11 protein-coding genes are annotated in these 13,939 nt (G+C 70.8%); 9 read left to right on the top strand and 2 right to left on the bottom strand.

Annotated features, from left to right (window positions below; all coding sequences use genetic code 11):
- Positions 1–156: 156 nt before the first annotated feature.
- From ACH4TL_RS01030 to ACH4TL_RS01000, 7 genes are all read left to right on the top strand, one after another.
- A complete protein-coding gene (locus tag ACH4TL_RS01030; protein ID WP_398322332.1) occupies positions 157–2,016 on the top strand; it encodes an acetolactate synthase large subunit in 1,860 nt (619 codons plus the stop codon).
- 37 nt (positions 2,017–2,053) lie between these two features.
- Positions 2,054–2,578: an acetolactate synthase small subunit gene (gene ilvN / locus ACH4TL_RS01025; RefSeq protein ID WP_044569623.1), complete on the top strand. Its 525-nt coding sequence runs from the start codon at positions 2,054–2,056 to the stop codon at positions 2,576–2,578.
- Between the two features lie 75 nt (positions 2,579–2,653).
- Positions 2,654–3,652 carry a ketol-acid reductoisomerase gene (gene ilvC / locus ACH4TL_RS01020; RefSeq protein ID WP_398322335.1) on the top strand — a complete coding sequence of 333 codons (999 nt, stop codon included), beginning with the start codon at positions 2,654–2,656 and terminating at the stop codon, positions 3,650–3,652.
- Between the two features lie 273 nt (positions 3,653–3,925).
- Entirely contained in the window at positions 3,926–5,527 is a 1,602-nt protein-coding gene (gene serA / locus ACH4TL_RS01015) for a phosphoglycerate dehydrogenase (RefSeq protein ID WP_398322338.1), read from the top strand.
- 189 nt (positions 5,528–5,716) lie between these two features.
- On the top strand, positions 5,717–6,403 hold the full coding sequence (locus ACH4TL_RS01010; RefSeq protein ID WP_398322342.1) for a TetR/AcrR family transcriptional regulator: 687 nt from the start codon (positions 5,717–5,719) through the stop codon (positions 6,401–6,403).
- Between the two features lie 43 nt (positions 6,404–6,446).
- Positions 6,447–7,937, top strand: a complete 1,491-nt coding sequence (locus tag ACH4TL_RS01005; protein ID WP_398322347.1) for an MFS transporter — start codon at positions 6,447–6,449, stop codon at positions 7,935–7,937.
- 101 nt (positions 7,938–8,038) lie between these two features.
- Positions 8,039–8,623, top strand: coding sequence for a Uma2 family endonuclease (locus ACH4TL_RS01000; RefSeq protein WP_398322349.1), 585 nt, complete (start codon positions 8,039–8,041; stop codon positions 8,621–8,623).
- A gap of 13 nt (positions 8,624–8,636) precedes the next feature.
- Here the strand turns inward: ACH4TL_RS01000 and ACH4TL_RS00995 are convergent, their stop codons facing one another.
- Complete coding sequence (locus ACH4TL_RS00995) at positions 8,637–9,593, bottom strand: glycoside hydrolase family 6 protein (protein WP_398322352.1); 957 nt, start codon at positions 9,591–9,593, stop codon at positions 8,637–8,639.
- A 146-nt stretch (positions 9,594–9,739) separates the two neighbouring features.
- On the bottom strand, positions 9,740–11,032 hold the full coding sequence (locus ACH4TL_RS00990; protein WP_398322354.1) for a PucR family transcriptional regulator: 1,293 nt from the start codon (positions 11,030–11,032) through the stop codon (positions 9,740–9,742).
- A 167-nt stretch (positions 11,033–11,199) separates the two neighbouring features.
- Here ACH4TL_RS00990 and ACH4TL_RS00985 point away from each other — a divergent pair, with 167 nt between their 5' ends.
- A complete protein-coding gene (locus ACH4TL_RS00985; RefSeq protein WP_398322358.1) occupies positions 11,200–12,126 on the top strand; it encodes a proline dehydrogenase family protein in 927 nt (308 codons plus the stop codon).
- Positions 12,127–12,184: 58 nt separating this feature from the next.
- A complete protein-coding gene (pruA, locus tag ACH4TL_RS00980; protein ID WP_398322362.1) occupies positions 12,185–13,816 on the top strand; it encodes an L-glutamate gamma-semialdehyde dehydrogenase in 1,632 nt (543 codons plus the stop codon).
- Positions 13,817–13,939 lie beyond the last annotated feature (123 nt).

Here is a 13,939-nt window from a genome sequence, read left to right as displayed (position 1 = left end):
ACTTGGACAGCGCGTCGGCTGAGCAGGGTCATGTTGAAGCCCTGCGGACCCTCACCGGCGCGCTCCCCTCGCTTGCCTCACGGCACGAGGGGTTTTTTGTTGCACTGACGCCTGTGCACCGCCTTCCTCCCGCATCACACCTCATTCGAGAAGAGAATGCAGATGACCGAGCAGGCCTCCGGGGCCCATCATCCCCAGCCGAGGGCCCGTAACGGCGGACCGCAGTCCGCCACCGTCGAGCACGTCACGGGCGCGCAGTCCCTCATCCGCTCGCTCGAGGAGGTGGGCGCCGACACCGTCTTCGGGATTCCCGGCGGTGCGATCCTCCCCGCGTACGACCCGATGATGGACTCCGTGAAGGTCAGGCACGTTCTCGTCCGTCACGAGCAGGGCGCGGGCCACGCCGCGACCGGCTACGCGCAGGCCACCGGCAAGGTCGGCGTCTGCATGGCGACCTCAGGTCCCGGTGCCACCAACCTGGTCACCCCGATCGCCGACGCCCACATGGACTCGGTCCCGATCGTCGCGATCACCGGCCAGGTGGCGTCCAAGGCCATCGGCACGGACGCCTTCCAGGAGGCGGACATCTGCGGCATCACGATGCCGATCACCAAGCACAACTTCCTGGTCACCAAGGCCGAGGACATCCCGCGCACGATCGCCGAGGCGTTCCACATCGCCGCCACCGGCCGCCCCGGCCCGGTCCTGGTCGACATCGCCAAGGACGCGCTCCAGGCGAAGACCACCTTCTCCTGGCCGCCGCAGACCGATCTGCCCGGCTACCGCCCGGTGACCAAGCCGCATGCCAAGCAGATCCGCGAGGCCGCCCGGCTGATCACCGAGGCCGAGCGCCCGGTGCTGTACGTGGGCGGCGGCGTTCTCAAGGCGCACGCCACCGCCGAGCTGCGGGTGCTGGCCGAGCTGACCGGGGCGCCGGTCACCACCACCCTGATGGGGCTCGGCGCGTTCCCCGACAGCCACCAGCTCCACCTCGGCATGCCGGGCATGCACGGCACCGTCGCCGCCGTGACCAGCCTCCAGAAGGCCGACCTGATCGTGGCGCTCGGCGCGCGCTTCGACGACCGGGTCACCGGCAAGCTCGACTCGTTCGCCCCGTTCGCCAAGATCGTGCACGCGGACATCGACCCGGCGGAGATCGGCAAGAACCGCGCCGCCGATGTGCCGATCGTCGGCGACGCCCGCGAGGTCATCGCCGATCTGGTCGTCGCGGTCCAGGCCGAGCACGACGCTGGCCACACCGGTGACTACACCGGCTGGTGGGAGGACCTGAACCGGTGGCGCGAGACCTACCCGCTCGGCTATGACCTGCCCGAGGACGGCAGCCTGTCGCCGCAGCAGGTCATCCAGCGGATCGGTGAGCTGGCCCCGGAGGGCACCGTCTTCGCCGCGGGCGTCGGCCAGCACCAGATGTGGTCCGCCCACTTCATCCAGTACGAGAAGCCCGCGACCTGGCTGAACTCGGGCGGCGCCGGGACCATGGGGTACGCCGTCCCGGCCGCCATGGGCGCCAAGGCCGGTGTGGAGGACCGTACGGTCTGGGCGATCGACGGGGACGGCTGCTTCCAGATGACCAACCAGGAACTGGTCACCTGCGCGCTGAACAACATCCCGATCAAGGTCGCGATCATCAACAACGGCGCGCTGGGGATGGTCCGCCAGTGGCAGACCCTGTTCTACAACCAGCGCTACTCCAACACCGTGCTGCACTCCGGCCCGGGGGCGGACGCCCAGCCGAGCGCCGCGGGCACCCGGGTCCCGGACTTCGTGAAGCTCGCCGAGGCCATGGGCTGCATCGGCATCCGCTGTGAGGACCCGGCCGACCTCGACGCCGTGATCGAGAAGGCCAACGCGATCAACGACCGCCCGGTGGTCGTGGACTTCATCGTCCACGAGGACGCCATGGTCTGGCCGATGGTCGCCGCCGGCACCTCCAACGACGAGATCCTGGCGGCGCGCGACACCCGTCCGGACTTCGGCGACAGCGAAGACGACTGAGGCCCGGGACCGAGAGAGAAGAAGAGAGACGCCCGCCATGTCCAAGCACACGCTCTCCGTCCTGGTGGAGAACACCCCCGGCATCCTCGCCCGGATCGCCGCCCTGTTCTCCCGCCGCGGCTTCAACATCGACTCGCTCGCCGTGGGGGTCACCGAGCACCCCGACATCTCCCGCATCACTATCGTGGTGAACGTCGAGGAGCTGCCGCTGGAGCAGGTCACCAAGCAGCTCAACAAGCTCGTCAACGTCCTGAAGATCGTCGAGCTGGAGGACGGTTCGGCCATTCAGCGGGAACTCGTTCTCGTGAAGGTCCGCGCCGACAACGAGACCCGCTCCCAGATCGTCGAGATCGTCCAGCTGTTCCGCGCCAAGACCGTGGATGTCTCCCCGGAGGCCGTGACCATCGAGGCCACCGGCAGCAGCGACAAGCTCGAAGCCATGCTCAAGATGCTGGAACCGTACGGCATCAAGGAGCTGGTGCAGTCCGGCACGATCGCCATAGGGCGCGGCGCCCGCTCCATCACCGACCGGAGCCTGCGCGCACTCGACCGGTCCGCCTGACGAGACCCCCGAACCTTCACCCGCCCGCCCGTCATACGGTGGGACGCACAACCCACACGCTAGGAGAATCCCGAAGTGGCCGAGCTGTTCTACGACGACGACGCCGACCTGTCCATCATCCAGGGCCGCAAGGTCGCGATCCTTGGCTACGGCAGCCAGGGTCACGCCCACGCGCTGTCGCTGCGCGACTCCGGCGTCGACGTCCGCGTCGGCCTCCAGGAGGGCTCCAAGTCCAAGGCCAAGGCCGAGGAGCAGGGCCTGCGCGTGGTGAGCGCCGCCGAGGCGGCCGCCGAGGCCGACGTCATCATGATCCTGGTCCCGGACCCGATCCAGGCCAAGGTCTACGAGGAGTCCGTGAAGGACAACCTGAAGGACGGCGACGCGCTGTTCTTCGGCCACGGCCTCAACATCCGGTACGACTTCATCAAGCCGTCGGCCAACGTCGACGTCTGCATGGTCGCGCCCAAGGGCCCGGGCCACCTGGTCCGCCGCCAGTACGAGGAAGGGCGCGGCGTGCCGTGCATCGCGGCCGTCGAGCAGGACGCCACCGGCAACGCCTTCCCGCTGGCCCTCTCGTACGCCAAGGGCATCGGCGGCACCCGCGCCGGTGTCATCAAGACCACCTTCACCGAGGAGACCGAGACCGACCTCTTCGGTGAGCAGGCGGTGCTGTGCGGTGGCACCGCGGCGCTGGTCAAGGCCGGGTTCGAGACCCTGACCGAGGCCGGTTACCAGCCGGAGATCGCGTACTTCGAGTGCCTCCACGAGCTGAAGCTGATCGTGGACCTCATGTACGAGGGCGGCCTGGAGAAGATGCGCTGGTCGATCTCCGAGACCGCCGAGTGGGGCGACTACGTCTCCGGCCCGCGGATCATCAACGACTCCACCAAGGCCGAGATGAAGAAGATCCTCGGCGAGATCCAGGACGGCACCTTCGCCAAGAACTGGATGGCGGAGTACAACGCCGGTCTGCCGAAGTACAACGAGCTGAAGAAGGCGGACCAGGACCACCTCCTGGAGACCACGGGCAAGGAGCTGCGCAAGCTCATGAGCTGGGTCGACGACGAGGCCTGAGCGCCCTGACGGCGCGGCGGGCCGTGCCGCGGGTGTGGCGGGGGTTCCCAGGAACCCCCGCCACACCCGGTTCGCATTTGTCCGCCGCGCACCACCACGTGCGGGTGATCCTGCCGCATTGGCGCATTACACAGGCCCGATCGCTACTACACTTTCCTGCAACAAACGCGTCAGGCTCACAGCGTCGTGCGTCTTCCACGCGGCTGGAACCCTTCACCGCCTGCGGCCGTCGGGACGGCCGTCCGCTGAGGACTAGTGAGGACTGAAGACCACGTGAGCACTGCTTCCCCCGGTAAACCTGTCGTACTCATCGCCGAAGAGCTGTCGCCCGCCACGGTCGACGCCCTGGGCCCGGACTTCGAGATCCGGAGCTGCAACGGCGCGGACCGAGACGAACTGCTTCCCGCCCTTGCCGATGTGGACGCGATCCTCGTCCGCAGCGCGACCAAGGTCGACGCGGAAGCCATCGCCGCGGCGAAGAAGCTGAAGGTGGTCGCCCGCGCGGGCGTCGGCCTGGACAATGTGGACGTCTCCGCCGCCACCAAGGCGGGCGTCATGGTCGTCAACGCGCCGACGTCCAACATCGTCACCGCCGCCGAGCTGGCCTGCGGTCTGCTGGTCGCCACCGCCCGTAACATCCCGCAGGCGAACGCCGCGCTGAAGAACGGCGAGTGGAAGCGCAGCAAGTACACCGGTGTGGAGCTGAGCGAGAAGACCCTCGGCGTCGTCGGCCTCGGCCGCATCGGCGTGCTGGTGGCCCAGCGCATGTCCGCCTTCGGGATGAAGGTCGTCGCGTACGACCCGTATGTGCAGCCCGCGCGCGCCGCGCAGATGGGTGTGAAGCTGCTCTCCCTGGACGAGCTGCTCGAGGTCGCGGACTTCATCACCGTCCACCTGCCGAAGACCCCCGAGACGGTCGGCCTGATCGGCGACGAGGCGCTGCGCAAGGTCAAGCCCGAGGTGCGCATCGTCAACGCCGCCCGTGGCGGGATCGTGGACGAGGCGGCGCTCGCCGCGGCCCTCAAGGAGGGCCGGGTCGCCGGTGCCGGTCTGGACGTGTTCTCCAAGGAGCCGTGCACCGACTCCCCGCTGTTCGAGTTCGACAACGTGGTCGCCACCCCGCACCTGGGCGCCTCCACCGGCGAGGCCCAGGAGAAGGCGGGCATCGCGGTCGCGCGCTCGGTGCGGCTGGCCCTCGCGGGCGAGCTGGTCCCGGACGCGGTGAACGTGCAGGGCGGTGTGATCGCCGAGGACGTACGCCCGGGGCTGCCGCTGGCCGAGAAGCTGGGGCGGATCTTCACCGCGCTCGCGGGCGAGGTCGCCGTCCGGCTCGACGTCGAGGTGTACGGCGAGATCACCCAGCACGACGTCAAGGTGCTGGAGCTGTCCGCACTCAAGGGCGTCTTCGAGGACATCGTCGACGAGACCGTCTCGTATGTGAACGCCCCGCTGTTCGCGCAGGAGCGCGGCGTCGAGGTGCGGCTGACCACCAGCTCGGAGTCCTCGGAGCACCGCAACGTGGTGACCGTGCGCGGCACCCTGTCCGACGGCGCCGAGGTCTCGATCTCCGGCACGCTGGCCGGTCCGAAGAACCTCCAGAAGATCGTCGCGGTCGGGGAGTACGACGTCGACCTGGCGCTCGCCGACCACATGGCCTTCCTCCGCTACACCGACCGTCCCGGCGTCGTCGGCACGCTCGGCCGCATCCTGGGCGAGGCGGGCATCAACATCGCGGGCATGCAGGTCTCGCGTGCCACGGTGGGCGGTGCCGCGCTGGTCGCGCTGACCGTGGACGACACGATTCCGCAGACCGTGCTGAATGAGATCGCCGAGGAGATCGGCGCCACGTCGGCCCGTTCGGTCAACCTGGCCTGAGCCGCCCGGCGCCTCAGCGCTTCCAGGGGCCCGGCCTCCGCTTCCCGCGGGGGCCGGGCCCTTTTCCGTGTCCTGCCGGGCTCTTTTTCATCGTGCGTTGAATAAGCTGGCGGGGAGCGCTACGCTCTCAGATATGTGGAGAAAAACTCTCCACATAGCCCGTGTGTGACCCCCGTCAGGAGACCCGCCGTGTCCGATGACGCTCCCCGCATGCGCGCCGACGCGCGCCGCAACCGCGAGCAGATCCTGCGCGCGGCCCGCGAGGTCTTCGCCGACCAGGGCCCGGACGCCCCGCTCGACGAGATCGCCCGGCGCGCCGGGGTCGGCATCGCCACGCTCTACCGGCGCTTTCCCACCCGCCCCGACCTCTTCCGCGGCGTGGCCGTCGAGGTCTTCACCGCGGTGGACGCGGCCGCGCGGCACGCCACCGACGCCGAGGGCGATCCTGCCGACGCCCTGCGGCGCTTCATGCACGCCGCCCTCGACCTCAAGATCGGGTCGGTGATCCCGGCGCTGCTGGGCCACATCACCGCCGATGAACTCTTCGGCCGGGAGCGCGGCGACACCGCCGACCCCGTCGAGACCGTCGACCGCCTCCTCGCCCGCGCCCGCGCGGTCGGCGCGATCCGCCCCGATGTCGTCTTCGGCGACATCGTCCTGATGATCATCCGGCTGTCGCGGCCGCTGCCCGGCGGCGGCCGCATCCCCGACGACGAGGCGATCGCCCACCGCCAGCTCGATCTGTACGTGGACGGGCTGCGCCCCACCGGCTCCGCGCGGCCCACCACCGCACTCGGCGGCCCCGCCGTGGACGCCGCCGCCTTCACCCGCCTCCGGGAGCGCGTGATCGACGACGCCCGTGCCGACGTCGACTGATCACCGCTCGCCGTCCGTACCGCACCACCAGAAAGGCACCGTCATGTCCGACCCCTCAGCCATACCGCCCGAGGCCAACCCCCGGCGCTGGTTCGCCCTGCTCTTCATCGGCCTCGCCCAGCTGATGATCGTTCTCGACATCACGATCGTGAACATCGCCCTGCCCTCCGCCCAGCGCGACCTGGGCATCTCCGCCGGAGACCGGCAGTGGGTCATCACCGCGTACACCCTGGCCTTCGGCAGCCTGCTGCTGTTCGGCGGCCGGATCGCCGACTACACCGGCCGCAAGCGCGCCTTCCTGATCGGTCTGATCGGCTTCGCCGGGGCCTCCGCGCTCGGCGGCGCCGCCCAGGGGCTCGGGATGCTGCTCGGTGCCCGCGCCCTCCAGGGCGCCTTCGCCGCGCTGCTCGCGCCGTCGGCGCTGTCGCTGCTGGCCGTGAACTTCACCGAGGCGCGCGAGCGCGCCAAGGCGTTCGGGATCTTCGGCGCGATCGCGGCGGGCGGCGGCGCGATCGGCCTGGTCCTCGGCGGGCTGCTGACCGAGTACCTGGACTGGCGCTGGTGCCTGTACGTGAACGTGCCCATCGCCGTGGCCGCGGCGTTCAGCTGGTCCGTCCTGCCCGCCGACCGGCCAGCCGAGGAGCGGGCGCGCTTCGACATCCCCGGGGTGCTGCTGGCCGTCGCCGGGCTGGTGTCGGTGGTCTACGGATGCAGCGAGGCCGAGTCCGAGGGCTGGGACTCCCGGCTGGTGACCGGGCTGCTCATCCTGGGCGTGGTCCTGCTCACCGCCTTCGTCCTGGTGGAGCGCCGCGCCGCCCGGCCGCTGCTGCCGATCCGGGTGGTCGCGGACCGTACCCGGGGCAGTGCGTATCTGGCGGTCGGCATGTCGGTGGTCGGCATGTTCGCGATGTTCCTCTTCCTCACCTACTACATGCAGATCGTCAAGGGGTACTCGGCGCTGGTCACCGGCGTGGCCTTCCTGCCGATGACCGCGGCGGTGCTGGCCGGAGCGGGCGGCGTCGCCGCGCGCGTCATCCCCAAGGTGCCGCCGCGGGTGCTGGTGGTGCCCGGTCTGCTGATCGCGGCCACCGGGGTGGCGCTGCTGGTCCCGCTGGACGTCGACAGTTCGTACGCGGCGGGCGTGCTGCCCTCCGAACTCCTCGTCGGCTTCGGCATGGGCCTGGTGATGGCCCCCTCGATGAACTACGCGACCCACGGAGTGCAGCCGAGGGACGCGGGCATCGCCTCCGCGACGGTGAACACGGCCCAGCAGATCGGCGGTTCCATCGGCACGGCGACGCTCAACACCATCGCCACCAGCGCGACCGCCGACTATCTGCGCGACCACGCCCGCCGCATGACACCGGCCACCGCCAAGGACGGGCTGGTCGAGGGCTTCTCACACGCCTTCGTCTGGTCGTCGGTGATCCTCACGGCCGCGGCGGTGGTGGTGGGCGTCCTGATGAACACCCCACGCCCGGCCCGCGACAAGGCAGCCCACGGCGCCGCGTCGGCTCCCGTGCACCTGGCCTGACGCCGACCGTCAACGCCGGGGCCCACTCGTGTGAGGGGGCCCCGGCGTTCCCGCCCGCTAGGCTGGGCCGCGCGGCAAGAATCTCGTCCATGGGAGTAACCATGACTGCTGAACCGCTTCCGGCCTGGGTGTTTCCGCCCCCGGGTGGCTTCACCGCAGACGACCTTGACCGCATTCCGGATCTCCCGCCGCACACTGAGCTGATCGACGGGAGCCTCGTTTTCGTGAGCCCGCAGAGGCGTTTTCATTCGCTGGTCATGTACTTGCTGGAGACCGGCCTGCGGGCCTCGGTGCCAGAGTCGCTGAGCGTGTGCCGCGAGATGACCATCACCATCAACAAGGGCAACCGTCCCGAGCCCGATATCTCAGTTCTGCGTGCGGAGGCCGTCTCCGCCGAAGCTGACGAGACGGGCTACGACGCCACCGATGCCGTGCTCGCCGTGGAGGTGGTGTCGCCGGAGTCGGAAGACCGCGACCGTGAGCGCAAGCCCCAGCTGTACGCCAAGGCGGGAATCCCGCACTTCTGGCGGATCGAGAAGGGTGACGGTCGTCGTCCGGTGGTCTACGTCTACGAGCTGGACCCAGCGACCGGCTCCTACGTCCCGTCCGGCATCCACCACGACCGGCTGAAGCTCACCGTCCCCTTCGACATCGACATCGACCTCACCGAGATCGACCGGATGTGAGGGGCGGTCCCGGTCAGCCCGCCATCTCGTACGCGTAGTCCGGCGAGAACGAGCCCGCCGCCCCCGCGCAGCCGTCCAGCTCGCCCGGCGGCTTGATCCACAGGTAGGCGTCGATGGCCGGGTCGCCGGTGCCCGCGGTCGGGTTCTCGCCGACCTTGCGGCCGCGCGGGTCGCACCAGGTGTCGCCGGGCGCGGGGCCGTTGCCGTTGCGGCTGGTGTCGACGACGGCGGTGAGGCCCGAGGAGCTGCCGAGCTGGGCGAGCACGGCCTTGGCGAAGGTCACCTCGTCCGTGGTGCGGCGGTAGTTGGAGACATTGCTGTAGATGCCGTCGCCGCTGCTCAGCACGCCCGCCGAGCGCAGCCGGGACGCCTGGACGGCGGGGCTGTTCCACGCGGAGTGACCAGCGTCGAAGTACACCCGGGCCTGGGGCGCGGCGGCGTGGATGGCGGCGGAGGCGCGGGTGAGCGAGGCGTAGCGGCCGCTCAGCTCGGAGGGTGACAGACAGCTGATGAGGGCGATCGAGTCCGGTTCGAGGATGACGACCGAGGGCCCGCTGCCCAGCCCGGCGGCGAAGCCGCGCACCCAGGCGTCGTAGCTCGCCAGGTCGGGGGCGCCGCCCGCGGAGGCGCCGCCGCAGTCGCGGTTGGGGAGCTGGTACGCGACGAGCACCGGCACCTGGCCCTTGGCGGCGGCGGCCGAGGTGACCTTGCGGACGTCCTCGGTGACGGTGCCGGGGGTGTACCGCGAGAACCAGATGCCCTGGGGCTGGGACGCGATCCGCGAGGCGATGCGGGCCCGGCGGGAGTCGTTCGGGTTGGCGGCGACCCACTTGTTGACGAGCGAGTCGGGGTGGTTGAAGAAGGCGGTGGCCGAGGGGAGTTCGCCCGCGGCGGCGCGGGGCGCGTTGCCCGCGCCGACCAGGAAGGTGGTGGCGAGCGCGGCGGCCGCTAACGCTCTGACAATGCGCACGGTGCATCAGTCCTCTCGCGGACCGGGGGACGGGGAGACGGGGACTGTCCCCTGGTTGCCGCCGCGCGGCGGAAGGTTGCCGGCACCAGGCGAATGCGCCGCGTTCAGCCGGAGGCGCGTGGCGATGCGCCGCGTCCTCGGCGGGCCTACCGCAGCCGGGCGGCCTTGAGGGCCATGTGGAGCAGCAGGCGGTCGTCGCCCGCGTCGAGGTCCAGGCCGGTGAGCTGGCGGACCCGGGAGAGGCGGTAGTAGAGCGTCTGCCGGTGGATGCCGAGGAGCTGGGCGGTACGGCTCGCCTGGCCCGCGCAGTCCAGGAACGTCTCGGCGGTGCGGGCCAGTTCCGCGTGGGTGCGCTCCAGGAGGGGGCGTACGGCGGCGTCGGGGGCGGTCAGGGGGAGCGTGGCCAGCAGCCGGTACGGGCCGATGGCCGTCCACTGCGCGATCGGGTCGAGCCGGGCGTCCGCCCGCGCGGCCCGGGCGGCGGCCAGCGCCTCGCGCCAGGCGGCGGGCAGCTCATCGAGTCCGCGCCGCGCCTCGCTGACCCCGGCAGCGCTGTCCCGGCCGCCGCCGCACGGGAGGTCGGCGCCGTGCGGCTCGGCGGGCCTGGGCGCCTCCGCGGCGCCGGGCGTGTGGAGGGGATGGGCGGGCGGCGCGCTGTCGGCGGCCGCCGTGCGGGGGGAGCGCAGGAGCTGTTCGGCGGTGGCCCGGGCGGGGGCCAGGGAGGTGGGGGCGCGCAGCCGGACGAGGGCGGCCAGCGCCGTCTCGTCGGGGATCACACAGGCGGCGGCGATGCCCGGCAGATGGGGAAGGCCCGGGTGGTCCTCGTCCTCGCCGGTGTCCGGCACCCACGGCAGGACCGCGACCAGCGCCAGCGGCCCGTCGGCCGCGCCGCGCAACGCGGTGTGCAGGCCCGAGCAGGCCGCGTCGCGGGTGGCCGGGGGACCGGTGAGCAGTTCGCGCAGCAGCTCGCCCAGTTCCTCACCGGCCCGCGCCTCGGCGGCCAGCAGGGCGCCGATCCGGGCCGTGGTCTCCATCGCCCGGACCAGTCGCGGGTCGGTGGGCGGCCCGGCCGGCCCGCCCAGCTCCAGATCGGAGAGGTGGCCGTCGTCCAGCAGCCAGACATAGCCGTGGACGACGCCGCGGTGCCGCACCGGCAGACAGATGCGGCCCATGAAGACCCCGGCCCCCGGGTCCGGCGGAATCCGCAGCGGGGCCTGCGCCCGGGCGATCCCGAACGCCTCGAACCAGGCACGCACCGCCGCCGTGGAGCGACGCTGGAGAATGGATCGGGTACGGACCGGGTCCAGCGTCGGTTCCTCGGCGTCGTCGCTGTCCTGCGCGCCGAAGGCGATCAGCGCGAAGTCGCGGTTCTCCAGGGTGGCGGGCGCGCCGAGCGTCGCGGTGATCTCGTCCACCAGCTGCTGATAGTCCTCGCGCATGGCGCTCCGGCCTCCTTCCCCGAATGTGGCCTCAGCCTCTCATACAGGTGTCTGAGATCCCGGACACGGATGCGTGACAGCTGTCGATGGCCCCGATTCCGCGCGATCCTTAGGTTTCACGGTGAGTTGTTGGAGCCGTTCACCGGCCGTCATCGTGGAGGTGCCCTGTGCTGGGACCCGTGCTGCTCGCCGCTTCGCGCAGTGCCGCCATCCGTCGGATCGTCTCCGGCGCGCCGGTCACTCGCCCCATGGTGGATCGTTTCGTCGCCGGTGAGCGACTGGCCGAATCCATGGCGGCGGTGCGCGGTCTGACCTCCCGCGGGCTGGAGGTCACCCTGGACCACCTGGGGGAGGACGTTACCGACCGGTCCGAGGCGCTGCGCAGCCGGGACGCCTATCTGGCGCTCACCGAGGCGCTGGCCGGGGAGGGGCTCGGGGCCCGTGCGGAGATGTCGGTGAAACTGTCCGCCTTCGGCCAGGCGCTGCCCGGCGGTCACGACCTCGCGCTCGCCAATGTGACCCCGGTGGTCGAGGCCGCCGCGGAGGCCGGGACGACGGTCACCCTCGACATGGAGGACCACACCACCGTGGACTCCACCCTGGCGATCCTCGGCGAGCTGCGCACCCGGTTCCCGCAGACCGGCGCGGTCGTCCAGTCGTACCTCTTCCGTACCGAGGACGACTGCCGCGCGCTCGCCGGGGAAGGCTCGCGAGTACGGCTGGTGAAGGGCGCGTACAACGAGCCCGCCTCGGTCGCGTACCAGGACAAGCGCGAGGTGGACCGCGCCTTTGTGCGCTGTCTGAAGATCCTGATGTCCGGCGAGGGCTACCCCATGATCGGCTCGCACGATCCGCGCATGGTCGCCATCGCCCAGGACCTGGCGCACCGCCTGGGCCGCAAAAAGGACGAGTACGAGTTCCAGATGCTGTACGGCATCCGCCCGGCCGAGCAGGAGCGGCTGGTCGCGGAAGGTCACCGTATGCGGGTTTACGTCCCGTATGGAACAGACTGGTATGGGTACTTCATGCGGCGGCTCGCCGAGCGCCCCGCGAACCTCGCGTTCTTCCTGCGCTCGCTCGTCGGCCGCGGCTGACAGCCCTCGGCTCACGACCACCACGACGACCCTCACAACAAAGGAGACAACGGCCATCATGGACGCTGTGACCCAGGTCCCCGTGCCGGTGAACGAGCCGGTGCACACCTATGCCCCCGGCAGCGCCGAGCGCACCCGTCTGGAGGCCAAGCTCAAGGAGCTGGCCGACAACCCGATCGACCTGCCGATGACCATCGGCGGCGAGAAGCGCCTGGGTGGGGGGACGCGCTTCGACGTCGTACAGCCGCACAACCACGCGGCCCGCCTCGGCACCTACGGGAACGCCACCAAGGAAGACGCCCAGGACGCGGTCGACGCCGCGCTGGCCGCCGCCCCCGCGTGGCGCGCGCTGAGCTTCGACGACCGCGCCGCGATCATCCTCAAGGCCGCCGACCTGCTCTCCGGCCCGTGGCGCGAGACCATGGCCGCCTCCACCATGCTGGGCCAGTCGAAAACCGCGCAGCAGGCGGAGATCGACACGCCCTGTGAGCTGATCGACTTCTGGCGCTTCAACGTCCACTTCGCCTGCCAGATCCTGGCCGAGCAGCCGCCGGCTAACTCCCCGGGCGTCTGGAACCGCAGCGACCACCGGCCGCTGGAGGGCTTCGTCTACGCGATCACGCCCTTCAACTTCACGGCGATCGCGGGCAACCTCCCCACCGCCCCCGCCCTGATGGGCAACACGGTCGTCTGGAAGCCCTCCCCGACCCAGACCCACGCCGCCGTGCTGCTGATGCAGCTGCTGGAGGAGGCCGGGCTGCCCAAGGGCGTGATCAACCTGGTCACGGGCGACGGCAAGGACGTCTCCGAGGTGGCGCTGACCCACCCGGACCTCGCGGGCATCCACTTCACCGGTTCCACCCGCACCTTCCAGTACCTGTGGAAGACGGTCGGCAACAACATCGAGAACTACAAGACTTACCCGCGGCTGGTCGGCGAGACCGGCGGCAAGGACTTCATCGTCGCCCACCCGTCCGCCGACCCGGCGGTGCTGAAGACGGCGGTGACCCGCGGCGCCTTCGAGTTCCAGGGCCAGAAGTGTTCCGCCGCCTCGCGCGCCTACATCCCGCGCTCGCTGTGGGAGGGCGGCCTCAAGGAGGAGCTGGCCACGGAGGTCGACGGCCTGTCCATGGGTCCCGTCACCGACCTCGGCAACTTCATGGGCGCCGTGATCGACGACCGCTCCTTCGCCAAGAACAAGGCGGCGATCGACCGGGCCAAGTCCGACCCGACGATCGAGGTCGTCGCGGGCGGCACGTACGACGACAGCGAGGGCTACTTCGTCCGCCCGACCGTCCTGGTCTCCACCGACCCGGAGAACGAGATCTTCAAGGACGAGTACTTCGGCCCGATCATCGGGGTGTACGTCTACGAGGACGCCGAGTACGACGCGATGCTGGAGCAGATGGAGTCGGCGTCGGCGTACGGCCTGACCGGCTGCGTCATCGCCCAGGACCGCGCCGCGGCCGCCGCCACCTGCGAGGCGCTGCGCTTCGCGGCCGGCAACTTCTACATCAACGACAAGCCCACCGGTGCCGTGGTCGGCCAGCAGCCCTTCGGCGGCGGCCGCGCGTCCGGCACCAACGACAAGGCGGGCGCGAAGCAGAACCTGATGCGCTGGACCTCCACCCGCTCCATCAAGGAGACGATGGTCCCGCCGACGGACTACCGCTACCCGCACATGGGCTGACCCGCCCCGGCGCCTTCGCGCCTCCAGGGCCCCGCCCCCGACCTGGCTGTGAGCCGGTCGGGGGCGGCGTGCTGTACGGCGTCCTGAAAGGGGGCGCAACGGCGTAAACCTGTGGACGCCCGA

The organism is Streptomyces sp. NPDC021115 (assembly GCF_044333065.1).
GTDB lineage: Bacteria > Actinomycetota > Actinomycetes > Streptomycetales > Streptomycetaceae > Streptomyces.
Note: the sequence above shows the minus strand (reverse complement) of the source record. Positions and strands in the feature narration are given on the sequence as shown.